The organism is Paraburkholderia sp. BR10141 (assembly GCF_056155635.1).
On the sequence record NZ_JBMIQH010000023.1, the window covers coordinates 99424 to 121447 of the forward strand.

Annotated in this window: 19 protein-coding genes and 1 other RNA gene; 14 read left to right on the forward strand and 6 right to left on the reverse strand. The window is 65.8% G+C overall.

Annotated features, from left to right (window positions below; genetic code table 11):
• Positions 1 to 28: 28 nt before the first annotated feature.
• Complete coding sequence (gene rho, locus ACOJB8_RS27910; RefSeq protein ID WP_027818379.1) at positions 29 to 1291, reverse strand: transcription termination factor Rho; 1263 nt, start codon at positions 1289 to 1291, stop codon at positions 29 to 31.
• A 303-nt stretch (positions 1292 to 1594) separates the two neighbouring features.
• Entirely contained in the window at positions 1595 to 1921 is a 327-nt protein-coding gene (gene trxA, locus ACOJB8_RS27915) for a thioredoxin TrxA (protein ID WP_069267503.1), read from the reverse strand.
• A gap of 455 nt (positions 1922 to 2376) precedes the next feature.
• On the opposite strand from trxA, the gene ffs reads away from it, so the two are divergent.
• An RNA gene (gene ffs / locus ACOJB8_RS27920) (signal recognition particle sRNA small type) lies at positions 2377 to 2475 on the forward strand.
• Here ffs and ACOJB8_RS27925 read toward each other — a convergent pair.
• The gene (locus ACOJB8_RS27925) at positions 2471 to 2689 is read right to left on the reverse strand and encodes a hypothetical protein (RefSeq protein WP_475015542.1); all 219 of its coding nucleotides are present in this window, start codon (positions 2687 to 2689) and stop codon (positions 2471 to 2473) included. The genes ffs and ACOJB8_RS27925 overlap by 5 nt on opposite strands.
• A 7-nt stretch (positions 2690 to 2696) precedes the next feature.
• Between ACOJB8_RS27925 and ACOJB8_RS27930 the strand changes: the two genes are divergently transcribed.
• The 4 genes from ACOJB8_RS27930 to ACOJB8_RS27945 all read left to right on the forward strand — a co-directional run bounded on the left by ACOJB8_RS27930 (position 2697) and on the right by ACOJB8_RS27945 (position 7634).
• Positions 2697 to 5078 (forward strand): DNA polymerase III subunit gamma/tau, encoded by a 2382-nt coding sequence (locus ACOJB8_RS27930; RefSeq protein WP_475015544.1) that lies wholly within the window; start codon positions 2697 to 2699, stop codon positions 5076 to 5078.
• Between the two features lie 82 nt (positions 5079 to 5160).
• Entirely contained in the window at positions 5161 to 5487 is a 327-nt protein-coding gene (locus tag ACOJB8_RS27935) for a YbaB/EbfC family nucleoid-associated protein (protein WP_069267501.1), read from the forward strand.
• 198 nt (positions 5488 to 5685) lie between these two features.
• A complete protein-coding gene (gene recR, locus ACOJB8_RS27940; protein ID WP_028204939.1) occupies positions 5686 to 6282 on the forward strand; it encodes a recombination mediator RecR in 597 nt (198 codons plus the stop codon).
• 71 nt (positions 6283 to 6353) lie between these two features.
• Positions 6354 to 7634 carry a CaiB/BaiF CoA transferase family protein gene (locus ACOJB8_RS27945; RefSeq protein ID WP_475015546.1) on the forward strand — a complete coding sequence of 427 codons (1281 nt, stop codon included), beginning with the start codon at positions 6354 to 6356 and terminating at the stop codon, positions 7632 to 7634.
• An 82-nt stretch (positions 7635 to 7716) separates the two neighbouring features.
• On the opposite strand, the gene ACOJB8_RS27950 is transcribed toward ACOJB8_RS27945, so the two are convergent.
• Positions 7717 to 8688, reverse strand: a complete 972-nt coding sequence (locus tag ACOJB8_RS27950; protein WP_069267499.1) for an NADPH:quinone oxidoreductase family protein — start codon at positions 8686 to 8688, stop codon at positions 7717 to 7719.
• 270 nt (positions 8689 to 8958) lie between these two features.
• Between ACOJB8_RS27950 and surE the strand changes: the two genes are divergently transcribed.
• Genes surE through ACOJB8_RS27975 form a run of 5 tightly spaced genes read left to right on the forward strand, consistent with a single transcriptional unit; the run spans position 8959 to position 13626 of the window.
• On the forward strand, positions 8959 to 9720 hold the full coding sequence (gene surE, locus ACOJB8_RS27955) for a 5'/3'-nucleotidase SurE (RefSeq protein WP_069267606.1): 762 nt from the start codon (positions 8959 to 8961) through the stop codon (positions 9718 to 9720).
• The gene (locus ACOJB8_RS27960) at positions 9717 to 10778 is read left to right on the forward strand and encodes a protein-L-isoaspartate(D-aspartate) O-methyltransferase (protein ID WP_069267498.1); all 1062 of its coding nucleotides are present in this window, start codon (positions 9717 to 9719) and stop codon (positions 10776 to 10778) included. The genes surE and ACOJB8_RS27960 overlap by 4 nt, the downstream gene beginning before the upstream one ends.
• 5 nt (positions 10779 to 10783) lie before the next feature.
• On the forward strand, positions 10784 to 11707 hold the full coding sequence (locus tag ACOJB8_RS27965; RefSeq protein WP_069267497.1) for a peptidoglycan DD-metalloendopeptidase family protein: 924 nt from the start codon (positions 10784 to 10786) through the stop codon (positions 11705 to 11707).
• A gap of 13 nt (positions 11708 to 11720) precedes the next feature.
• Positions 11721 to 12827 (forward strand): RNA polymerase sigma factor RpoS, encoded by a 1107-nt coding sequence (rpoS, locus tag ACOJB8_RS27970; RefSeq protein WP_069267496.1) that lies wholly within the window; start codon positions 11721 to 11723, stop codon positions 12825 to 12827.
• A 19-nt stretch (positions 12828 to 12846) separates the two neighbouring features.
• Positions 12847 to 13626 carry a 3'-5' exonuclease gene (locus ACOJB8_RS27975; RefSeq protein ID WP_475015549.1) on the forward strand — a complete coding sequence of 260 codons (780 nt, stop codon included), beginning with the start codon at positions 12847 to 12849 and terminating at the stop codon, positions 13624 to 13626.
• A 15-nt stretch (positions 13627 to 13641) separates the two neighbouring features.
• Here the strand turns inward: ACOJB8_RS27975 and ACOJB8_RS27980 are convergent, their stop codons facing one another.
• Positions 13642 to 14523: an endonuclease/exonuclease/phosphatase family protein gene (locus ACOJB8_RS27980; protein WP_475015551.1), complete on the reverse strand. Its 882-nt coding sequence runs from the start codon at positions 14521 to 14523 to the stop codon at positions 13642 to 13644.
• A gap of 391 nt (positions 14524 to 14914) precedes the next feature.
• Here ACOJB8_RS27980 and rlmD point away from each other — a divergent pair, with 391 nt between their 5' ends.
• The gene (gene rlmD / locus ACOJB8_RS27985; RefSeq protein ID WP_475015557.1) at positions 14915 to 16219 is read left to right on the forward strand and encodes a 23S rRNA (uracil(1939)-C(5))-methyltransferase RlmD; all 1305 of its coding nucleotides are present in this window, start codon (positions 14915 to 14917) and stop codon (positions 16217 to 16219) included.
• Between the two features lie 119 nt (positions 16220 to 16338).
• On the opposite strand, the gene ACOJB8_RS27990 is transcribed toward rlmD, so the two are convergent.
• The gene (locus tag ACOJB8_RS27990) at positions 16339 to 17178 is read right to left on the reverse strand and encodes an outer membrane protein assembly factor BamD (protein ID WP_069267493.1); all 840 of its coding nucleotides are present in this window, start codon (positions 17176 to 17178) and stop codon (positions 16339 to 16341) included.
• A 98-nt stretch (positions 17179 to 17276) separates the two neighbouring features.
• On the opposite strand from ACOJB8_RS27990, the gene ACOJB8_RS27995 reads away from it, so the two are divergent.
• The 3 genes from ACOJB8_RS27995 (at position 17277) to phaC (ending at position 21834) form a co-directional block, all read left to right on the forward strand.
• A complete protein-coding gene (locus ACOJB8_RS27995; RefSeq protein ID WP_475015553.1) occupies positions 17277 to 18524 on the forward strand; it encodes an RluA family pseudouridine synthase in 1248 nt (415 codons plus the stop codon).
• Positions 18521 to 19390 carry a peptidoglycan editing factor PgeF gene (gene pgeF / locus ACOJB8_RS28000; protein ID WP_342945702.1) on the forward strand — a complete coding sequence of 290 codons (870 nt, stop codon included), beginning with the start codon at positions 18521 to 18523 and terminating at the stop codon, positions 19388 to 19390. Before ACOJB8_RS27995 ends, pgeF begins: the two co-directional genes overlap by 4 nt.
• 509 nt (positions 19391 to 19899) lie before the next feature.
• Positions 19900 to 21834 carry a class I poly(R)-hydroxyalkanoic acid synthase gene (phaC, locus tag ACOJB8_RS28005; RefSeq protein WP_069267490.1) on the forward strand — a complete coding sequence of 645 codons (1935 nt, stop codon included), beginning with the start codon at positions 19900 to 19902 and terminating at the stop codon, positions 21832 to 21834.
• Positions 21835 to 22024 lie beyond the last annotated feature (190 nt).

Here is a 22024-nt window from a genome sequence, read left to right on the forward strand (position 1 = left end):
TTGCGGTGATTCGAGCGGGCGAGGGCCTTTAGCCGCCGCGGCGCATCATGTCGAAGAACTCGGAGTTGTTCTTCGTCTGGCGAATCTTGTCGAGCAGGAATTCCATGGCCTCGACTTCGTCCATGTCGTGGATGAACTTGCGCAGCACCCAGATCTTCTGGAGGATGTCCGGCTTGATCAGCAGTTCCTCGCGGCGCGTGCCCGACTTGTTCAGGTTGATCGACGGGTAGACGCGCTTTTCCGCGAGACGGCGCTCGAGGTGCACTTCCATGTTGCCGGTGCCCTTGAACTCTTCGTAGATCACGTCGTCCATGCGGCTGCCGGTTTCGATCAGCGCCGTGCCGATGATGGTGAGCGAGCCGCCTTCTTCGATGTTACGTGCCGCGCCGAAGAAGCGCTTCGGACGCTGGAGTGCGTTGGCATCCACACCGCCCGTGAGCACCTTGCCCGATGCGGGCACAACGGTGTTGTAGGCGCGCGCGAGACGCGTGATCGAGTCGAGCAGGATCACGACGTCGTGCTTCATTTCGACGAGGCGCTTGGCCTTCTCGATCACCATTTCGGCGACCTGCACGTGACGCGCAGCCGGTTCGTCGAAGGTCGAGGCGATCACTTCGCCCGCCACCGAGCGCTGCATTTCGGTCACTTCTTCCGGGCGCTCGTCGATCAGCAGCACGAACAGGACCACGTCGGGGTGGTTCTGCTTGATGGCGTGCGCGATGTGCTGGAGCATCACGGTCTTGCCGGACTTGGGCGAAGCGACCAGCAGGCCGCGCTGACCCTTGCCGATAGGCGCGATCATGTCGATGATGCGGCCCGTCACGTTCTCCTCGCCGCGCATCTCGCGCTCGAGCAGCAGCACCTTGTTCGGGTGCAGCGGCGTGAGGTTCTCGAACATGATCTTGTGCTTCGAGGCTTCCGGCGGCTGGCCGTTGACCTTGTCCACCTTCACGAGCGCGAAATAGCGTTCGCCATCCTTCGGCGTGCGCACTTCACCTTCGATCGTGTCGCCGGTGTGGAGGTTGAAGCGGCGGATCTGCGACGGGCTGATATAGATATCGTCCGTGCTGGCGAGATACGAGGTTTCCGGCGAGCGCAGGAAGCCGAAGCCGTCGGGGAGCACTTCGAGCGTGCCGTCACCGAAGATCGTTTCGCCCGTCTTGGCGCGCTTTTTGAGAATCGCGAACATGAGTTCCTGCTTGCGCAGGCGGTTCGCATTTTCGATCTCGAGGCCATTGGCCATCTCGATCAATTCAGACACGTGCAGAGACTTGAGCTCGGAAAGATGCATACGGAGAACCCGTCGGGGAGGAGTGCGACGAAAAGAATGGGGGAAAAGAAGCGAGCGGAACCGCTCAAGGACTTTTGGTTGAAACTTCGCTTCAAGCTTGCTTGAAACTTTTATAAGGGCGCCGGTAGACGCTTTATGAATTCTAGCATAGCACACGCCAGAAACCGTCAGTGAAGACCGACAGCAAGTTTCGGCGTGTTTTTATGGTGCGTGTTGTCGCGTGACAACACGCACCGTTGCTTGGCTCATCCCCTTGCTGGCCGGGCGATGCGCCCGGACGGGGAGGGGCGGCCAGCGAGGAAGTTACAGGTGGCTGTCGAGGAACGCGGTGAGCTGCGACTTCGAGAGCGCGCCGACCTTCTGCGCCGCCACGGCGCCGTTCTTGAAGAGGATCAGCGTGGGGATACCGCGCACGCCGAACTTCACCGGCGTCGACTGGTGCTCGTCGACGTTGATCTTCGCGACCTGAAGGCGCTCGCCATAATCCTTCGCGACTTCATCGAGAATCGGCGCGATCATCTTGCACGGGCCACACCACTCGGCCCAGAAGTCCAGCAGCACGGGCTTGTCGGATTTCACGACGTCCTGTTCGAACGATGCGTCGCTGATATGCTTGATTTGTTCGCTCATTGTATGAATACCTCTTTCGATTCGAGGCCGAGTAAATTGCTCGCCACGATACACCAAAACTGAAAATTCTTCCGGGGCCGCCTGGGCGGCCAGACCGAACCCCAGTCATACGTCCGAATCACACGCCCTTCGCACGCAAACCGCGTGGCCCAGCCGATTGCCGACGCCAGTGTAGCCTAAATCCCTATGCGTTGCCGACGGTGATAGTACTCATGCCGCAAGCAGGGTTTCCGTCCTCCAGGCCACATTCGGCGGCACATTCTGGCGGCGGCGCGAGCCTTTTCGCGGGGGCCATTTCGTGCGGTACCTCGTGCTCCTGCACGCTATCTGGAGGCGATGCGAGCCATTGCAAGGGGGTAGCTACCTGGGCGCGCAACGATGCCCGGCGCGGCTCGGCGCGTTTTTTCGCACTGCAGCAGTCGCATTGGCGCGCGACCGATGTTAGAATGCGCCGTGACGGGCCTCCTCGCATGGAGGGGCGGTCAACCTGGTCAGGTCGGGAACGAAGCAGCCACAGCCGTTTTCCGCCAGTGCCGAGGGTCAGGCTCGTCACCTTCCTCTTTTTTCTTCCGTTTTTCTCCCCAGATACGAGATTGGCGCCGCGCAATCGACTGCGCGACGCGGTTCTTCGTTCGTCGTGTTTGTCACGCCTGCATCGCCACTGTTTTCGTCGTCCGCAATCGCCGGCTCGCGCCATTGCGCGGCGGCCGCGAACCGGGCATTGGCCGCCTTTCGATTCATCTGGACGCGCGGGCGTTGCTGATACAATTTCCAGATGACCTATCAAGTTCTCGCACGCAAGTGGCGACCGAAGGATTTCGCTTCGCTCGTCGGACAGGAGCACGTGGTGCGCGCGCTCACGCATGCACTCGACGGCGGCCGCCTGCATCACGCGTACCTCTTCACAGGCACGCGCGGCGTGGGCAAGACGACGCTGTCGCGTATCTTCGCCAAGGCGCTCAACTGTGAGACCGGCGTGACGTCGAAGCCCTGCGGCGTGTGCCGCGCGTGCCGGGAAATCGACGAAGGGCGTTTCGTCGATTACGTCGAGATGGATGCGGCGAGCAATCGCGGCGTGGACGAAATGGCCGCGCTGCTCGAGCGCGCGGTCTACGCGCCGGTCGATGCGCGCTTCAAGGTCTACATGATCGACGAAGTGCACATGCTCACGAACCACGCCTTCAACGCGATGCTGAAGACGCTGGAAGAGCCGCCGCCGCATGTGAAGTTCATCCTCGCGACGACGGACCCGCAGAAGATTCCGGTCACGGTGCTCTCGCGCTGCCTGCAATTCAATTTGAAGCAGATGCCGGCGGGCAATATCGTGGAGCATCTCACGCATATTCTCGGAGAAGAGAAGGTCGAGTTCGAGGCGCAGGCGCTGCGCCTGCTCGCGCGCGCCGCAGACGGCTCGATGCGCGACGCGCTTTCGCTTACCGACCAGGCCATCGCGTATTCGGCCAACCAGGTCACCGAAGAAGCGGTGCGCGGCATGCTCGGCGCGCTCGATCAAAGCTATCTGATCCGCATGATCGACGCGCTCGTGGCCGGCGACGGCGCGAACGTGCTCGCCATCGCCGACGAAATGGCGCTGCGCAGCCTGTCGTTTTCCGCCGCGCTGCAGGACCTCGCGAGTCTGTTCCATCGCATTGGCTGGGCGCAATTCGCGCCTTCATCGGTGCTCGACGAGTGGCCCGAAGCCGACGACATTCGCCGTTTCGCGGAAGCGTTGAGCCCGGAGCAGGTCCAGCTTTTCTATCAGATCGCGACCCTCGGGCGCAGCGAACTCGGCCTGGCACCCGACGAATACGCTGGCTTCACGATGACGCTCCTGCGCATGCTGGCGTTCGAGCCTTCCGCGAACGCGGGCAGCGTGGGCAGTGCGCCGGCGTCGAAGCCCGCTGCGGCCGGCGCGGGCGCGCGTGCGGCGGCTCCGGTAGCGGCGTCGGCGCGCAGTGCGGCGCCTGCCGCTGCGCAGCCAGTCGTGCCGAAGCCCGCCGCCCCGCTGCCGCGGCCGATCGAAGCCGCACCGGCGAAGATGCCCGATGCCGAGCCGCAAGCGAGCGCGTCCGCGCCTGCGCCTGCGCCGCTCGCGAGGCCCGCGGACGAAGCGCGCGTCGTCCCGCCCTGGGAGGACGAGGGCGAGTCCGCGCCGAACCCGGGCGCAGCGCCACAAGCTGCGCCTGTGGCACCGGTCGAGCCGGCTGCGGCCGCTCCCGCGCCAGAAGAGAAACAAGCTGTGCAGAGCGTGGCCGCTGCGCCCGCGCCGCAATTCGAATCTCGTGAGGAACCCGCCGCTGCGGCATCCGCGCGTGGTGGTGCAAGCGCTGCGCTCGACGTGCTGCGCAGCAAGGGCATGCGCGTTGCCACGGGCCGTCCCGCTGCCGCTGCAGGCGCGAGCGCCCCGGCGCCCGCGCCGAAGGCCGCACCGCGCATGGAAGTGAAGGTGCCGACGCCCGATCCGGCTCGCCGCGCCACCGCGCACGAAGCGCAGGCACGACAGACGCCGCGCAACGCAAACGCGCAGCAAGACGCTTCGGGCGCGCCGCCGTGGGACGATATTCCACCCGACGACTACGTGCCGCTCGGCGCCGATGACGCGTACTTTGCGCCGCCCGACGACGGCTTCGTGCCTCCTTACGACAGCGAGCCGTCCGCGCCGCGCGCCGCCGCTGCGATGCCGACGCCGTCGCCGGCCGTGGTCGATGTGAGCAAGCTGCCGCCGGGCATTGCGCTCGATCCGATCGGTTTCAAGGGCGACTGGCCTGCGCTCGCCGCCACGCTTTCGCTCAAGGGCATCTCGTACCAGCTCGCGTTCAACAGCGAGCTGACGGCGCTCGAAGGCACGCTTCTCAAATTGAGCGTGCCGGTGCCGCAGTACGCCGAAGCCTCGCAGGTCGCGAAGCTCAAGACGGCGCTTGCCGAGCGGCTTGGCAAGACCGTTGAAGTGAGCGTGGAAGTCGGCCCCGCGCGCCGCACGGCGGCCGCGCTCGACGCCGCCGATCGCGCCCAGCGTCAACGCGAAGCCGAGCGCGAGATCGGCGCCGACCCCTTCGTGCAGCAACTGATTCGCGATTTCGGCGCGAGCATCGTGCCGGGCTCGATCCGGCCGGTCGCGCCGGAAGCCGCATCGGGCGGCACTCAGGCCGCCCACTGATTTGCGCCGCGCGGCGCGCAAAGCGTCGCGCGCTTTTGAGCGCATCGATTCGAACGACTACGATCCAGAAGGAGCAGTGACTATGTTGAAAGGCCAACTCGCAGGGCTCATGAAGCAAGCCCAGCAGATGCAGGAAAACATGAAGAAGATGCAGGAGCAGCTTGCCCAGATCGAAGTCGAGGGTCAGGCCGGCGCCGGTCTCGTCAAGGTCACGATGACCTGCCGCAACGACGTGCGCCGCGTGTCGATCGATCCGAGCCTGCTCACGGACGACAAGGACATGCTCGAAGACCTCGTGGCCGCGGCGTTCAACGACGCGGTGCGCAAGGCCGAAGCCACGTCGCAGGAAAAGATGGGCGGCATGACCGCCGGCCTGCCGCTGCCGCCGGGCTTCAAGATGCCGTTCTAAGGAACGTGGCGAGCGCCGCGTCTGCGTGAGGCAGACCGGCGCCCGCGTGTCCCGCGTGCCTCGTCGCGACCCGGCAGGGCTGCGCGGCGTCGCGGCGTCGAAAGTAGCCAAGCAGTAGCAAGCAACACCAGGCAGCAGGAAGCACCCCGAAGCAGGTTCCGCTTCAAACCCCCGTCGCGCATCTCGCGCTGAATCCGCATGAAACAACCTTCCGCTCTCGCCGCTCTCGTCGAGGCGCTGCGCGTGTTGCCCGGTGTCGGGCCGAAGTCGGCGCAACGCATGGCCTATCACCTGATGCAGCACGACCGCGACGGCGCCGAAAAGCTCGGCAACGCGCTCCTGTTCGCGACCGGGAATCTGAAGCACTGCGAGAAGTGCAATACCTTCACCGAAGCTCAGGTATGCGAAACGTGCCTCGACGAGGAGCGTGACCCTACGCTGCTGTGCGTCGTCGAAACGCCGGCCGACCAGATCATGCTCGAGCAGACCATGACGTACCGCGGTTTGTATTTCGTGCTGATGGGGCATCTGAGTCCGCTCGACGGCATCGGTCCGAAAGAGATCCATTTCGACCGGCTCGTGAAGCGCGCGTCGGATGGCGTCGTCAAGGAAGTGGTGCTCGCCACGAATTTCACGAATGAGGGCGAGGCGACGGCCCACTATCTCGGTCAGACGCTCAAGGCGCGCGGACTCGCCGTCACGCGTCTCGCACGCGGCGTGCCGGTGGGTGGCGAGCTTGAATATGTCGACGCGGGCACTATCGCGCGGGCCATGCTCGACCGGCGCTCGATGTAGCGTCACGCCAGGCTTCGATCGCGGCGCACTCGATGTGGTGCCGCTCGCCGAACAGAATGAAAGGAGACCCCATGAGCGCAGCCGCCCCTTCCCACGAATCCCCCCATTCCCGGTCGAACGGATCCGCAGCGAAAGGCGCGGGCCCGCTCGCGGGCGTCAAAGTCCTCGAACTCGGCACGCTGATCGCCGGTCCGTTCGCCGCTCGCTTTCTCGGCGAATTCGGCGCCGAGGTCATCAAGATCGAAGACCCCAAGGGCGGCGATCCGCTGCGCAAATGGCGCAAGCTCTACCCGGAAGCGGGCGGCACGTCGCTCTGGTGGGCCGTGCAGGCGCGCAACAAGAAGTCCGTCACGGTGAATCTCAAAGCCGAAGAGGGCAAGGAGATCGTGCGGCGGCTCGCGAAGGAAGCCGATATCGTCATCGAGAATTTCCGGCCCGGGCTGCTCGAAAAGCTCGGGCTCGGCTACGACGTGCTCTCGAAGCAGAATCCCGGCCTCGTGATGGTGCGGCTCTCGGGCTACGGCCAGAGCGGCCCGTATCGCGACCGTCCGGGCTTCGGCGCGATCGCCGAATCGATGGGCGGCCTGCGCCACATCACCGGCTATCCCGATCTGCCGCCGCCGCGCATCGGCATTTCGATCGGCGACTCGATCGCCGCGCTGCACGGCGTGATCGGCGCGATGATGGCGCTCCATCATCGCAACATGAACGGCGGCAGCGGCCAGATCGTCGATGTCGCGCTCTATGAGGCCGTGTTCAACATGATGGAGAGCGTGGTGCCCGAGTACGGCATGTACGGCATGGTGCGCGAGCGCACCGGCGCGTCGCTGCCGGGCATCGTGCCGTCGAATACGTACCCGTGCCGGGACGGTAGCATCGTGATCGGCGGCAACAGCGATCCGATCTTCAAGCGCCTGATGATGGCCATCGACCGCGCGGACCTCGCGAACGATCCGCAACTCGCCCACAACGACGGCCGCGTGCCGCGCACGGCGGAGATCGACGGCGCAATCGCGGCGTGGCTTTCCACCCGCACCATCAACGAAGCGCTCGACGTGCTCAATGCCGCCGACGTGCCCGTGGGCCGCATCTACAGCGTGGCCGACATGTTCGCCGATCCGCAGTTTGCGGCGCGCCAGATGATCCAGCAGTTCCGCTGGCAAGCGCCGGGGGAGCAAGAAGGCGAGGGCGTGGACATCGCGCTCCCCGCGGTCACGCCCAAGCTTTCGGCGACGCCCGGCGACACGCGCTGGCTTGGTCCCGCGTTGGGCGAGCATACCGACGAAGTCCTGAGGACGCTGGGCTACGACGCGGACCACATCGCACGGTTGCGCGAGCAACACATCGTCTAAGGCGAGTGCCTTATGCAAGACGGCTCGCCGGTGAACCACCGGCGAGCCGTTTTCGCTTTGCGTCCTGCGCGGCAGGAAACGTTCAGGGCTCGATCACGATCTTGCCCGTCACCTTGCGCGAGGCCATGTCCTTGAGCGCCTGCGCGGCGTCGGCGAGCTTGTAGCGCTTCGAGACGTACGGCTTGAGCTTGCCTTCACCGATCCAGCCCATCATCTGCGTGAACGCTGCCGCATTGTGCTGCGGTTCGCGACGCGCGAAATCGCCCCAGAACACGCCGACGAGGCTCGCGCCCTTGAGCAGCGCGAGATTGAGCGGCAGCCTGGGAATCTCTCCATTCGCGAAGCCGACCACGAGATAGCGGCCGCGCCAGCCGATGCTGCGGAACGCCGGTTCCGCATACTCGCCGCCCACCGGATCGTAGATCACGTCGGGGCCTTTGCCGTCGGTGAGCGCCTTGATGCGCTCGCGCAAGTCCTCGGTGCTGTAGTTGATGGTGGCGTCCGCACCGAAGCGGCGGCAGACTTCGAGCTTCTCTTCGCTCGAGGCGGCCGCGATCACGCGCGCGCCGAGCACCTTGCCGATTTCGACAGCCGCGAGGCCCACGCCGCCCGCCGCGCCGAGCACGAGCATCGTTTCGCCTGCGCGCAGGGCCGCGCGATCGACCACCGCGTGATGCGACGTGCCATACGCGAGCGTGAAAGCGGCGGCCGTCGCGAAATCGGCGCCTTCGGGCAGCGCCACGCACGCCGATGCGTCCGCAAGCGCCTGCTCGGCGAACGCGCCAGTGCCCACATAGGCCACTACGCGCGTACCGGGCGCGAGCTTCACGCCTTCGCCCGCCGCGCGCACGACGCCCGCGAGTTCGGCGCCGGGCGTGAAGGGCAGCGGCGGCTTCATCTGATACTTGTTCTCGATGATGAGTACATCGGGAAAGTTCACGGCCGCGGCCTTCACGTCGATCACGACCTGACCGGGGCCCGGCACGAGGTCGGGCGAGTCTTCGAGCGTGAGCGAGTCGGGTGGTCCGTACTGGTTGCAGCGGATTGCGCGCATCGTGTCTCCTGTCTTTTCCGGTTCGGTTGCTTGCAGTTGCGTCGGTCATGCATTCGCTACCGCGGGACAGTGTACGGCAATCCGCCGCAATGCGAACGATCGTGCGATTTATTTCGCGTCGATGACCGGGTGTCTTTCGAGCCGTGCCGTGGATGCGAATGCGCCTCGCACCGGCGCATGATTTCGACGTGCAGCCCAGTGGCAGACGCGCCCTGGCGTATGGGCCGGGCTGTCGTTCGCGTGCCTTCTTTCCTCGGTTACAATCGCTCGATGCGAATACTACTCAGCAACGACGACGGTTACCTCGCCCCCGGCCTTGCGGCGCTGTATGAAGCGCTCAAGCCGCTCGGCGAAGTCACGGTCATGGCGCCCGAGCAGAACTGCAGCGCCGCATCGAACTCGCTTACGCTGTGGCGCCCGCTGTCGGTGTTGCGATCGGCGAGCACCGGCTTCTATTACGTGAACGGCACGCCCACCGACTCGGTGCACATCGCACTCACGGGCATGCTCGACCAGCAACCCGACCTCGTGGTCTCCGGCATCAACAACGGCCAGAACATGGGCGAGGACACGCTGTACTCGGGCACGGTGGCCGCGGCGACCGAAGGCATTATGTTCGGCTTGCCGGCCATCGCGTTCTCGCTCGTCGATAAAGACTGGGTGCATCTCGATTCCGCCGCGCGCGTCGCGGCCGAGATCGTTGCGCATTACCTCGCGAACCCGCTGCCGGGTCATCCGCTGCTGAACGTCAACATTCCGAACCTGCCGTACGAAGAGCTTGGCGACTGGCGCGTCACACGCCTCGGCAAGCGTCATCCTTCGCAGCCCGTGATCCGCGAGACCAACCCGCGCGGCGAGCCGATTTACTGGATCGGGCCGTCGGGCAGCGCACGCGATGCGAGCGAGGGCACGGACTTCCACGCGGTGGCGAACGGCCATGTGTCGATCACGCCGCTGCAACTCGATCTCACCCATACGCAAATGCTGTCCGCGACGCACGACTGGGCGCGCAAGGGCGGCAGTGCTTCATGACGGGCGAGCGCACGAAGCGTTTTCCGCTCGGGCTTGCGGATCTCGTACGCGAGCCGCGCCGGCGCGACGCGCGTCCGGGCGAAGCACGCCCCTCGCTCGCGAACGCGGGCAACAGCAGTCCGTCGAAACCGGGCGTCGGCACACTCGCGAAGCCCGGCGCGAAGGTAGGTAATCCGGCCGTCGCGAAGTCCTCCGTGAGCACACCGTTCAAGGCGCCACCTGCGAAGCCGGTCAATGCGAAGCCGGTGAGCGCAAAGCCGGCGGGTTCGATCAAGCCTGCGCATCCTGCCGGCAACGCTGCCGCGCCGCGCGCCGCCATGCCGGGCGGCGTGAGTGTGCCGCGTGCTGCTGTGGCCGTCACGGGCGCGCCCGCCGTTGCGCTCAACGGCGCGCATGCGCTGACTTCGGAACGCATACGCGAACGCATGGTCGAACGCCTGCGTGCGAACGGCATCGCCGATGCGCGCGTGCTCCAGGCGCTCGCGGCCGTGCCGCGCCACATGTTCATCGATCCGGGTCTCGCGACCCAGGCCTACGAAGATGCGGCGTTGCCGATCGGTCATCACCAGACCATCTCAAAGCCTTCCGTGGTCGCGCGCATGCTCGAGCTCGCGGGCGCGGGCCGCGTGCTGGAGCGCGTGCTCGAAATCGGCACCGGCTGCGGCTATCAGGCAGCGGTGTTGAGCCAGATCGCACGCGACGTGTATTCCATTGAGCGCATCAAGCCGTTATACGAGCGCGCGAAGACGAATCTTCGTCCGCTGCGTATCCCGAATATCCGCTTGCACTACGGCGACGGACGGCTCGGTTTGCCGTCGGCGGCGCCGTTCGACGCGATCGTGATCGCTGCTGCGGGCTTCGACGTGCCGCAGGCGCTGCTCGAGCAGCTCGCCATTGGCGGGCGGCTCGTGGCGCCGGTCGCGGTGTCCGGCACCCAGAGTGCCGCCGGCGAAGCGACGCAGGTCCTCACGCTCGTCGAGCGTACGGGGCCGGCGCAGTGGCGGGAGTCACGCCTGGATCGCGTTTTCTTTGTCCCCTTAAAATCTGGAGTGATCTGAATCCGATGAGTATGTTGCGCGCGATCAAAAGAAACCGCCTGAATGTCGACCTGCCCGAAGCCACGCTGATCGCAGCCCAGCGCGGCGCCGCGGTCGCCGCGCTCTGTCTTCTGGCCGCCTGCGCCACGCGACTCGATCAGGCACCCGTGGTCGACCGCACCGCGCCGCTCGGCACGGCGGCTGCACAGCCTCCGGTGCCGCTCGGGCCGCCGCCTCCGGGATATTACCGGGTGAAGCCGGGCGACACTCTCTATAGGATTGCGCTCGAAAACGGCCAGAATTATCGCGACATCGCGACGTGGAACAATCTCACCAATCCGAACCAGATTGAGGTGGACCAGTTGTTGCGCGTCGTGCCGCCGGGTGCGAATCCGTCGGCGTATACGCCGGGTGTCGTGACCGCGCCGGTGCCGGGCGTGGGCGCTGCACCGGGCGCTCCGGCAGCGGGGACGCCGGCGCAGCCGCCGATCTACGGTTCGGGTGCGAACGCAGCCCCGCCGACGGCCGCCGTGCCGCCGCAGCCGGGTGCGAGCGGCGGCGATGTCGCCGCGGCGCCGGGCGGCAACATCGCGCTCACGTGGCCGGTGCGTGGTCCGGTGCTCAACGGCTTCGACGATACGAAGAACAAGGGCATCAATATTGGCGGTGCGTCGGGCGATCCTGTCAAGGCAGCCGGCGATGGACGCGTGGTTTATGCCGGAAATGGGCTGCGCGGTTACGGCAATCTCATTATCATCAAGCATGACGCGACGTTTTTGACCGCGTATGCACACAACCGGACTTTGATGGTAAAAGAAGGGGATGCGGTCACCAAAGGTCAGAAGATCGCCGAAATGGGCAATACCGACTCGGACCGGGTGATGCTGCATTTCGAAGTACGCCGTCAGGGTAAGCCCGTCGACCCACTGAAGTACTTGCCGCCGCAATAAAAGCGAGCCGACCATGCCGAAATCGAAGCGCCGTCTGCAGCAATCCGAGTCTGACAGCCAAGCCGCCCAGGTTTCGGTGGAGGACGGCGCGCAGGCGGGCGACGACGACGCGTCGCCCGAACTCGACGGCGGCCGCGACTACGAAGAGCGCGAGGAGCGTGAAGAGCGCGATTCGCAGTCCGACGAAGGCGGCTCGGGCGAGGGCACCGAAACCGCCGATGCCGCACCCGACGCCGACGATTTCCGCGCCATGCTGCAGGCCGAACTCACGGCCGACACCATCCAGCATTATCTGAACCGGATCAGCGTGAAGCCGCTCCTCACCGTCGAGGAGGAGCAGCGCTACTCGCGGCTCGCCAAAGCCGGCGAGTTCGAAGCGCGTCAGGTCATGATCGAGCGCAATCTGCGCCTCGTCGTCAGCATTGCCAAGGGTTACCTCAATCGCGGCGTGCCGCTGCTCGACCTGATCGAGGAGGGCAACCTCGGCCTCATGCACGCGATCGAGAAGTTCGATCCCACGCGCGGCTTCCGTTTCTCGACGTATGCGACGTGGTGGATCCGCCAGAGCATCGAGCGCGCGATCATGAACCAGGCGCGCACCGTGCGTTTGCCGGTGCACGTGATCCGTGAGCTCAACCAGGTGCTGCGCGCGAAGCGACATCTGGAGAAGAACTCGCTCAACGCCGATTCGGCCTCGGAGCGGCGCGACGCGAGCATCGACGACATCGCGTATCTCACGGGCAAGACCACCGAGGAAGTCACCGACATTCTCGCGCTCAACGAACACACGGCCTCGCTCGACGCTCCGCTCGACCTCGACCCGGCTAGCAGCCTGCTCGACCTGCTCTCGGACGACCAGAGCCAGTCGCCCGATGCCGAGGTGCAGCATCGCGAACTGGAAACGCTTACACGCGCGTGGCTCGGCCGGTTATCCGATAAGCATCGCCATGTCATCGAACGGCGCTTCGGGCTGAACCATATCGAGCCCGCCACGCTCGAAGAGCTGGCCGACGAAATGGGCCTCACCCGCGAGCGCGTGCGGCAGATCCAGCAGGAAGCGCTGGTGCGCCTCAAGCGCTTTTTCGCTTCGAACGGCGTGCGCAAGGACGCCGTACTCTAAACCCTCGCAGTCCATCTGAATGACAGTTCCTGTACTCGTATTCGACATCGAGACGATTCCCGATGTCGACGGCATTCGCCGTCTCGACGATCTGCCCGCCGCGCTCACCGACACCGAAGTCGCCGAGCACGCCTTCGCCGCGCGCCGCGAGAAAACCGGCGGCGATTTCCTGCCGCATCACCTGCAGCGTGTCGCTGCTATCTCGTGCGTATTTCGCGACGGCCAGGGCTTTCGCGTGCGCTCGCTCGGCACGCCCGAAGACGGCGAGGCGCGCCTGATCGATTCGTTCTACCGCACGATCGAGAAGTACTCGCCGCAGCTCGTGTCGTGGAACGGCGGCGGCTTCGACTTGCCGGTGCTGCACTATCGTGCGCTCGTGCACGGCATTCGCGCGGTGCGCTACTGGGAAACGGGTGAAGAGGACCGCGAGTTCAAGTGGAACAACTACCTTAGCCGCTACCACACGCGTCACACTGACCTGATGGATGTCCTCGCGATGTATCAGCCGCGCGCTAACGCACCGCTCGACGCGCTCGCGAAGCTCTGCGGTTTTCCGGGCAAGCTCGGCATGGACGGCGGCCAGGTGTGGACCGCGTTTCAGGAAGGCCGCATCGAGGAGATCCGCAACTACTGCGAAACCGACGTGGTCAACACGTATCTGCTCTATTGCCGGTTTCAGATGATGCGCGGCGGTTTCACAGAGCGCGAATATGCGGATGAGATCGAGTTCGTGAAGCAGTCGCTCGCCGCGGAATCCGCACCGCATTGGGGCGAGTATCTCGAGGCCTTCGCGAGCTAGGCACGGCGTCGTCCCTCAGCCGAGTTCGAGCACGATCGGCTGATGATCCGAAGCCTGGGTCGCGCCGTCTATCTCGCAGCTTCGCAAGCGTGGGCGCAAATCCTCCGTGATGAAGACGAAGTCGCACGCGAGCGGACCGTCCGACCATTGCTTCGTGTCATAGACGCCGGCCGTTGGCGGCGGCGTCGCGCCCGCATGCAGCGCGGTCCACGCGTCGATGAAGGCTGGGCTGCCCGCGAGCGGTTCGAGCATGCGCGTGTACGCCTCGCTGCCCCACGCGCTGTTGAAGTCGCCGCAGACGATCGCGGATACTGGACGCGCGGTGCGGGCGAACGGGCCCACATCGTTTTCGGCGGGCGCGGGATGCGCCGCGTGATCGGCGGCTTCCTGCTGCAGGCGCCGCAGCTCGTCGACTTGCGCGAGCCGCTGGCGCAGCGAATAAAACTCCAGATGCGTGACCAGCACGCGCAGCGCGCCGCCCGGCACGTCGAGCACGGCTTCGAGCGCCACGCGTTGCATCGAGGGTGCGGTGGAGTCGGCGGGCCACGGCAGAGCATGGCGAAAAACCTGCGCGAGCGGCAAGCGCGTGGCGAGCGCGTTGCCGAACTGGCGGCGCGGCATCTGCGCCGTGCCTTGACTGGAGGCTTGCGCGCCACGCGGCGCAGGCAAGTCGGCGCCAATCGCCTCGATGACCGTATAGCCGGGCAGCAGCGCGCGCAGTTCGGCGAACTGATCGTCGCCGGGACCACCCGGCAGCGCCCGGAAGCCGCGCGTGATCTCCTGCAGGCACAGCACGTCGAAGTCGGCGAGGCGCTGCGCCTCGCGCACCGTGCGCGCGAGATCGACGACGCCAGAAGCGTCGCGGCCCCACTGCACATTCCAGCTCACCAGTTTCATCGGCACGCTCCTCGTATGGTGCGGCGGCGGTTCGCGCACGCATGTTTAACCCTAGCCTGTTTTTCCCGATATGTCGTATGACGAATGCGATGGCCGCGGTGACTGCGGGGCGCAGCGAGCACGACCGGACCACCTCGAAAACAGCAGCGCCGCAGCGCGGGCGCCGACTTCGACTACAATCTCGCCTTCGCCCACAATTCACTCATCGTCAGTCAGGAATCCGCTGGTGTCTCAAGCTGCCCCCGACCCTCAAGCCGAGCCTGCCCAGGCCGAGCCTATGCCGTCCACGCCCACGAAAAGGCGCAGCAAGCGCGAGCGCCGCGCCGAAAAGCGCGCCGCCATCGAAGCTTCGGTCGCTCATGCCCCCATTCTCGAGATCGAGTCGCTCGACATGGAGGCCCGCGGCGTTGGCCGCACCGTGACCGAGACGGGCGAGCCCGGCAAGGTGATCTTCGTCGAGGGCGCGTTGCCGGGCGAGCGCGTGACCTACCTGAGCTACCGCAAGAAGCCTACGTTCGAACAGGCGCAGGTGGTCGACGTGCTGCGCGAGAGCGCGATTCGCACGAAGCCGCAATGCGCGTTCTTCGGCACCTGCGGCGGCTGCTCGATGCAGCACCTCGACGTGCGCGCGCAGATCGCCGTCAAGCAGCGCGTGCTCGAAGACAACCTCATGCACCTCTCGAAGGTGCGTTCGGAGACGATGTTCCGACCGATTCACGGCCCGTCGTGGGGCTACCGCTATCGTGCGCGTCTCACGGTGCGCAATGTGCCGAAGAAGGGCGGCGTGCTGGTCGGCTTCCACGAGAAGAAGAGCAGCTACGTGGCCGACATGACGAGCTGCGAAGTGCTGCCGCCGAACGTCTCGGCAATGCTCGTGCCGTTGCGTCATCTGGTGGCCGCGCTGTCGATTCGCGATCGCATGCCGCAGATCGAACTCGCCGTAGGTTCGAGCGTGACGGCGCTCGTGCTGCGCATTCTCGAGCCGCTCACGGCCGCAGACGAAGACCTGCTGCGCGCGTTCGCGGACGCGCACAACGTCCAGTTCTGGCTGCAGCCGAAGGGCCCGGACACGGTGTTCCCGTTCTATCCGCTCGACAAGGAGCTGGACTACACGCTGCCCGAATACGGCATTCGCATGCCGTTCAAGCCGACGGACTTCACGCAGGTCAATCACCAGATCAACCGCGTGCTGGTGGGCCGCGCGCTGCGCCTGCTCGCGCCCCAGGCCGGCGACCGCGTGCTCGATCTGTTCTGCGGCATCGGCAACTTCACGCTGCCCCTCGCGCGTCTCGCGCGCGAAGTGGTGGGGATCGAAGGCAGCGATACGCTGACGGCGCGCGCGCTCGAAAATGCCCGCGCCAATGGCGTGGACGGCCACACGTCGTTTGCGTGCCGCAACCTGTTCGAAGTCACCGCCGACGACATCCGCGCGCTCGGTCACTTCGACAAGTTCCTCGTCGACCCGCCGCGCGAAGGCGCGTTCGCCGTTTCCCAGGCGCTCGCGGAAATCGCGCAGAGCGGCAATGGCCCGCTGCCCAAACGCATCGTCTATGTGTCGTGCAGTCCCGGGACGCTAGCCCGCGACGCGGGCGTGCTCGTCAACGAGGCCGGCTATCGGCTCAAGGGCGCGGGCGTGGTCAACATGTTCCCGCACACGTCGCACGTGGAATCGATCGCGCTGTTCGAGCGCGACTGAGCAAACGCCGCGACAGCGCAGGCGCGTAGCCTGCGCTGCGGCCGCCGAAGCCAAAAAAAACGCCACGGGAAACCGTGGCGTTTTGCTTTGCTGCGGGCCTCAGGCTAGAGGCGCGGCGATCACCAGATCTGCCACCAGGACTTGTTTTCCTTGCCGGGACGCGCGTGACCGGTGATGTACGGGCTGTCCGGGAAGGTGCCGGCGAGCACGCGGCGCGTGTCTTCGGCGAGCTGCGGCTGATCGAGCTTCTGGTACGACAGGATCATGATGTGCAGCGCGTCTTCGATTGCCGGCGCGCTCTTGTAGTCCTGAATCGCGAGCTGCGCGCGGTTGATGGCCGCCACATAGGCGCCGCGGCGATAGTAGTAGTCGGCCGCGTGCACTTCGTGCGAGGCGAGCGCGTTCACGATGTAGCGCATGCGCTGGGCGGCGTCCGGCGCGTACTTGCTCTGCGGATACTTGTCGACCACCACCTTGAACGCGTCATACGACTCGCGCAGCGACTTCGGGTCGCGCTCGCTCATGTCCTGGCCCGAGAAGCGGCCGAACAGACCCAGGTCGTCGTTGAAGTGGATCATGCCCTTGAGATAGTACGCGTAGGCGATGTCCGGGTGATCCGGGTGCAACTGGATGAAGCGGTTGATCGCCTGGTCGGCGGCGTCGTTCTCGTTGTCCTTCCAGTTGCAGTAGGCCACGTTGATCTGCGCCTGCTGGGCGAAGTGGCCGAACGGGTCGCGGCCCTGGAGTGCTTCAAAATATTTTGCGCACTTGCCCCAGTCGCCGCCGGAGAGCGCGTCCTGGGCCTCCGTATATAATTTGTTGTTGTTCCACGCTGCCGTTTCGTCGGTCTTTTCCGGCAGGCCGTGGCAGGCCGCGACCACGGCGAACGCCGCGCCGCAAGCAGCAAGCCGAATGATGTTGCCAATCTTGCCGAGCGTGTTTGCTCGCGTCGCGCGCATTGCGTTTCGGGCCACCGCGTGTTGGGCCAGTTTCGTAATCGTGTTCAAGGCTCGCATTTATCCAGTCCAGCTTCAGGTCTACAGGTGACCCAGACTCAATGACCCGTACAGTTATTCCGGGGGCCGGCGCTCCCGGCGCCCAAAACAGCATCAGAGATTATAGCCTGGGCGATGCGCCCGATGACGCAGCCTCCAGTGAGGGGCTCGACGACGAACTCGCAGGCGAGGGCGTCGGCGGCGCCCCGCGTGCGCGCGGCGACGAAGCCCCGCGCTCGGTTCAGGTGCCAGATGAGCTCGCTGGCGAGCGCCTCGACAAGGTGCTCGCCAAGGTATTTCCGGAATTTTCACGCAGCCGTCTGCAGGGCTGGATCGAAGAGCAGCGCGTGCGCGTGGACGGCAAGCCGGCCAAGGTGCGCCAGCCGGTGCCGCTCGGCGCGACCATCGAACTCGTGCCGGACCTCCTGCCCGAGCAGCTCGCGTTCACGCCCGAGCCGGTGCCGCTCGACATCGTCTACGAGGACGACGCCATCGTCGTCATCAACAAGCCCGCCGGGCTCGTCGTGCATCCGGCCGCGGGCAACTGGAGCGGCACGCTCCTCAACGGTCTCCTGCATCGTTATGGCGAAGCCGCGGCGGGTCTGCCGCGCGCGGGAATCGTGCATCGGCTCGACAAGGAAACGTCCGGGTTGATGGTCGTCGCGCGCACGCTAGAGTCGCAGACGGACCTCGTGCGCCAGCTGCAGGCGCGCACGGTCAAGCGCCGCTATCTCGCGCTCGTGTGGGGCAACATGGCCGACGAAGGCACCATCGATGCACCCATCGGCCGCGACCCGCGCGAGCGCACGCGCATGGCGGTGGTGAAGGGCGCGTCGGGCAAGCCCGCGCGCACGCACTTCCGGCGCATCGACAAGACGCTCTGGCACAACCAGCCCGTGAGCGCCATTCATTGCGACCTGGAAACGGGGCGCACACATCAGATTCGTGTTCACTGCGCGCACATCGGTCATCCGCTGCTGGGCGATCCGGTGTACGGCCACGCGCGCGGCAAGCGCTCGGTCGCGGCGCTGCCCGATGGCTTCGCGCGCCAGGCGCTGCACGCGTGGCGTCTCGGCCTCGTTCATCCGGTCACGGGCCGCTCGATGCAATGGCGCGCCGAAGTGCCCGACGACCTGGACGCGCTGATCGAGGCGCTCGGCTTCGGCGGCGAGGAAGACGAGGACGAAGCCGGCTTCGATGAGGACATGTTCGACAGCGCGTACACCGACGAAGGCTACGTGATCGGCAGCGACGAAGAAGATGACGAAGACGACGAAGACGACGAGCAAACCGAGGATAAGCACGCATGACGACCTGCCCGGAACTGACATCCGACGCTTTGCTGCATCCCGACTGGCAGGTTTCGCCGCGCGTACGCGCCCTGGTGACGACGCGCGACGGCGGCGTGAGCGAGCCGCCATTCGGGCGTTGGCAGGCGGCGCAGGGCGGTGAAGGCATGGATCTCCCCGGCGGCCTGAATCTCGGCCGCGGCTCCGGCGACGATCTTGCGCACGTCGAGGCGAACCGCGAGCGGCTCTTCGCGCATGCGGGCGTGCCGGCCGCGTGGCTCAAGCAGATCCACGGTCCGATCGTGGTCGACGCCGCGCAGGCGCTTGCGGCCGCGCGCGCGGGCGCCCCGCTCGAAGCCGATGCGAGCGTGAGCGCCGAGCCCGGCATCGCCTGCACGGTGATGGTGGCCGACTGCATGCCCGTCCTGCTGTGCGATGGCGAGGGCCGCGCCGTGGGCGCCGCGCACGCGGGCTGGCGCGGGCTGGCCGCGGGCGTCATCGAGCGCACGGCCGAGCGCGTCGCGGCGCTCGCGGGCTGTGCGACGGCCGACCTGCATGCGTACCTCGGCCCCGCGATCGGGCCCACGGCCTTCGAGGTCGGCACCGACGTGCGCGACGCGTTCATGACCCATGCGGAGCAGGTCGACGCGGCGCGACGCGATGCCCATCGCGCCGCCACCGCGGCGGCCTTCGTGGCGCGCCCCGAGGCGAGCGGCAAATACCTCGCCGATCTTCCCGCGCTGGCGCGGCTGCGGCTCGATACGCTCGGCGTGCGCCACGTGAGCGGCGGCGACCTGTGCACGGTTACGCTGCGCGAGCGCTTCTATTCGTACCGCCGCGATCGCGTCACCGGCCGCATGGCCGCGCTGATCTGGCTCAATCCCTGACCTCGCTGCGCCGCGCCGCCGTCGTGAAACGGCGAGGCGGCGCGTGGCGAGTCAGACGATTTTTGTTGCGCTGCAGCTATTCCCGCAACGCACTGTACTCCTCTCACGGTGCATTAGCTCCCCGATTACCGCATTGCACTGCAAACGCTTGCCGCCACGGCGGATTTTCGTGCGCCAGACCGCACAGCAATGTGTCGCGGCAGTTAAACAATTGATTACATCGGGAAAACGATAATTAAAAAAATATCGCAGCGCGGCAAAATCGGGCACAAGCATTGACACGCTTTGCAATGGGGAGCAAGAATGTCCTTCACCCACGGGACAGGTCGTGACGAGCGCCGCAACGGCGCCCGTATGCGTACCACCTGCCTCTCAACCAGTCCTTCGGGACACATCGGTCAAAAGCAGGCATGACGGCATCTCAACGTTCCAAGACTGCCCCGGGCACGGGCGCCTCAACTGATGGTGCGACGCGCGGCAATCCGCCTTTTGCTCCCGACGCAGCCGGCATGCAGCAGTATCTCGACGCGTGGACGAACGCCTGGAAGAGCGCCCTGAATGCTGCGCAGCAAACCGGCGGCGCGGCGCAGCAAGCGCCCCTCGCGGGACTCGCGGCCAACTGGTGGCCGCCGGCGGGCAACGGCGCGCCGGTCAATCCTTTCGCTGCGGGTAATCCCTTTGCTGCAGGCAACCCTTTCGCTGCGTCCAATCCTTTCGCTGCGGGCAATCCATTTGCAGCCGGCAATCCCTTCGCCGCGGGCAATCCGTTCGCTGCCGGCAGTCCTTTCGGCGCAGCCAATCCGTTCGGTGGCGCGAACCCGTTCGAAGGTTTCAAGCTTCCCACGGCATCGATCGAACCCACGCGCCTTCAGCATCTGCAGGCGGAATATTCGCGCGACGCGCTCGACTTGCTGCGTCAGGCCACCGACACCACGCCCAAGGCGCCCGAACTCAAGGACCGGCGCTTCAGTTCCGACGCCTGGAAGGCCACGCCCGCGTATGCATTCACGGCGGCGTGGTATCTGCTCAACGCGCGCTACCTGCACGAACTCGTCGACGCGCTAGATACCGATGCGAAGACGCGCGAGCGCATTCGCTTCGCCGTTCAGCAGTGGACCGCGGCAGCTTCGCCCAGCAACTTCCTCGCGCTCAATCCCGACGCGCAGAGCGCCTTGCTCGAAACCCATGGCGAGAGCCTGCGCCAGGGTGTGATGAACCTGATCGGCGACATGTCGCGCGGCAAGATTTCGCAAACCGACGAGTCGCGCTTTGTGGTGGGCCGCAACCTCGCGACCACCGAAGGTTCGGTCGTATTCGAAAACGCGCTATTCCAGCTGATCCAGTACAAGCCGCGCACGGCCACCGTGCGCGAGCGGCCGCTTCTGATCGTGCCGCCGTGCATCAACAAGTACTACATCCTCGACCTGCAGCCCGAGAACTCGCTCGTCGCGTATGCGCTGGAGCAGGGGCAGCAGGTGTTCCTCGTCTCGTGGCACAACGGCGACGCGTCGATCGCGGACCGGTCCTGGGACGACTACATCGAAGAGGGCGTGCTCACGGCGATCGAGACGACGCGCAGCATCAGCGAGCGCGAGCAGATCAACACGCTCGGTTTTTGCGTGGGCGGCACGCTCCTCGCCACGGCGCTGGCCGTCGCGGCGGCGCGCGGCGAACATCCCGCTGCATCGATGACGCTGCTCACCGCGATGCTCGACTTCGGCGACACGGGCGTGCTCGATGTGTTCGTCGACGAAGCCCACGTGCAGATGCGTGAGCAGACCATCGGCGGCAAGAACGGCGGCACGCCGGGGCTCATGCGCGGCGTCGAGTTCGCGAACACGTTCTCGTTCCTGCGGCCCAACGATCTGGTCTGGAACTACGTCGTCGACAATTATCTGAAGGGCCGTACGCCCGCGCCGTTCGACCTGCTGTTCTGGAACAGCGACTCGACGAGCCTGCCGGGGCCGATGTACGCGTGGTACCTGCGCAATACGTACCTTGAAAACAAGCTGCGTGAGCCGGGCGCGCTCACGGTGTGCGGCGAGGAAGTGGATCTGTCGCGCATCGACGTGCCGACCTTCATCTACGGTTCGCGCGAGGATCACATCGTGCCCTGGCGCACGGCGTATGCGTCGGTGCCGTTGCTGTCCGGGCCGCTGAAATTCGTGCTTGGCGCGTCGGGCCATATCGCCGGCGTGATCAACCCGGCGTCGAAGAACAAGCGCAGCTTCTGGAGCGTCGAGGCCGACGCGAAGCATCTGCCGGAAGAAGCCGACGACTGGTTCGCGGTTGCCGAGGAAAAACCCGGCAGCTGGTGGCCGACCTGGGCCGAATGGCTCGATCAGTACGGCGGCAAGAAGGTGAAGCCGCGTGCGCAAGCCGGCTCGGCGGAATTCCCCGAGATCGAGCCGGCGCCGGGGCGCTATGTGCAGCAGCGCGATTGAGGCAATTGAAACGCTTGCTGCGGAATTCGGATTAACAACTTGACGGGCGGGGCGCATGGCGCGCCACCAAGTCGCCCGGAGGATCTGGAAATGACTGACATTGTGATCGTTTCGGCCGCACGTACGGCAGTAGGCAAATTCGGCGGTTCGCTCGCGAAGGTGGCGGCGCCCGACCTGGGCGCGATCGTCA

Excerpts from the sequence above, each read along its gene's own strand:
- rho (WP_027818379.1), bottom strand. The coding sequence starts at position 1,291 with ATGCATCTTTCCGAGCTCAAGTCTCTGCACGTGTCTGAATTGATCGAG.
- trxA (WP_069267503.1), bottom strand. The coding sequence starts at position 1,921 with ATGAGCGAACAAATCAAGCATATCAGCGACGCATCGTTCGAACAGGAC.
- ACOJB8_RS27930 (WP_475015544.1), top strand. The coding sequence starts at position 2,697 with ATGACCTATCAAGTTCTCGCACGCAAGTGGCGACCGAAGGATTTCGCT.
- ACOJB8_RS27935 (WP_069267501.1), top strand. The coding sequence starts at position 5,161 with ATGTTGAAAGGCCAACTCGCAGGGCTCATGAAGCAAGCCCAGCAGATG.
- recR (WP_028204939.1), top strand. The coding sequence starts at position 5,686 with ATGAAACAACCTTCCGCTCTCGCCGCTCTCGTCGAGGCGCTGCGCGTG.
- ACOJB8_RS27945 (WP_475015546.1), top strand. The coding sequence starts at position 6,354 with ATGAGCGCAGCCGCCCCTTCCCACGAATCCCCCCATTCCCGGTCGAAC.
- ACOJB8_RS27950 (WP_069267499.1), bottom strand. The coding sequence starts at position 8,688 with ATGCGCGCAATCCGCTGCAACCAGTACGGACCACCCGACTCGCTCACG.
- surE (WP_069267606.1), top strand. The coding sequence starts at position 8,959 with ATGCGAATACTACTCAGCAACGACGACGGTTACCTCGCCCCCGGCCTT.
- ACOJB8_RS27960 (WP_069267498.1), top strand. The coding sequence starts at position 9,717 with ATGACGGGCGAGCGCACGAAGCGTTTTCCGCTCGGGCTTGCGGATCTC.
- ACOJB8_RS27965 (WP_069267497.1), top strand. The coding sequence starts at position 10,784 with ATGAGTATGTTGCGCGCGATCAAAAGAAACCGCCTGAATGTCGACCTG.
- rpoS (WP_069267496.1), top strand. The coding sequence starts at position 11,721 with ATGCCGAAATCGAAGCGCCGTCTGCAGCAATCCGAGTCTGACAGCCAA.
- ACOJB8_RS27975 (WP_475015549.1), top strand. The coding sequence starts at position 12,847 with ATGACAGTTCCTGTACTCGTATTCGACATCGAGACGATTCCCGATGTC.
- ACOJB8_RS27980 (WP_475015551.1), bottom strand. The coding sequence starts at position 14,523 with ATGAAACTGGTGAGCTGGAATGTGCAGTGGGGCCGCGACGCTTCTGGC.
- rlmD (WP_475015557.1), top strand. The coding sequence starts at position 14,915 with ATGGAGGCCCGCGGCGTTGGCCGCACCGTGACCGAGACGGGCGAGCCC.
- ACOJB8_RS27990 (WP_069267493.1), bottom strand. The coding sequence starts at position 17,178 with ATGCGCGCGACGCGAGCAAACACGCTCGGCAAGATTGGCAACATCATT.
- ACOJB8_RS27995 (WP_475015553.1), top strand. The coding sequence starts at position 17,277 with ATGACCCGTACAGTTATTCCGGGGGCCGGCGCTCCCGGCGCCCAAAAC.
- pgeF (WP_342945702.1), top strand. The coding sequence starts at position 18,521 with ATGACGACCTGCCCGGAACTGACATCCGACGCTTTGCTGCATCCCGAC.
- phaC (WP_069267490.1), top strand. The coding sequence starts at position 19,900 with ATGCAGCAGTATCTCGACGCGTGGACGAACGCCTGGAAGAGCGCCCTG.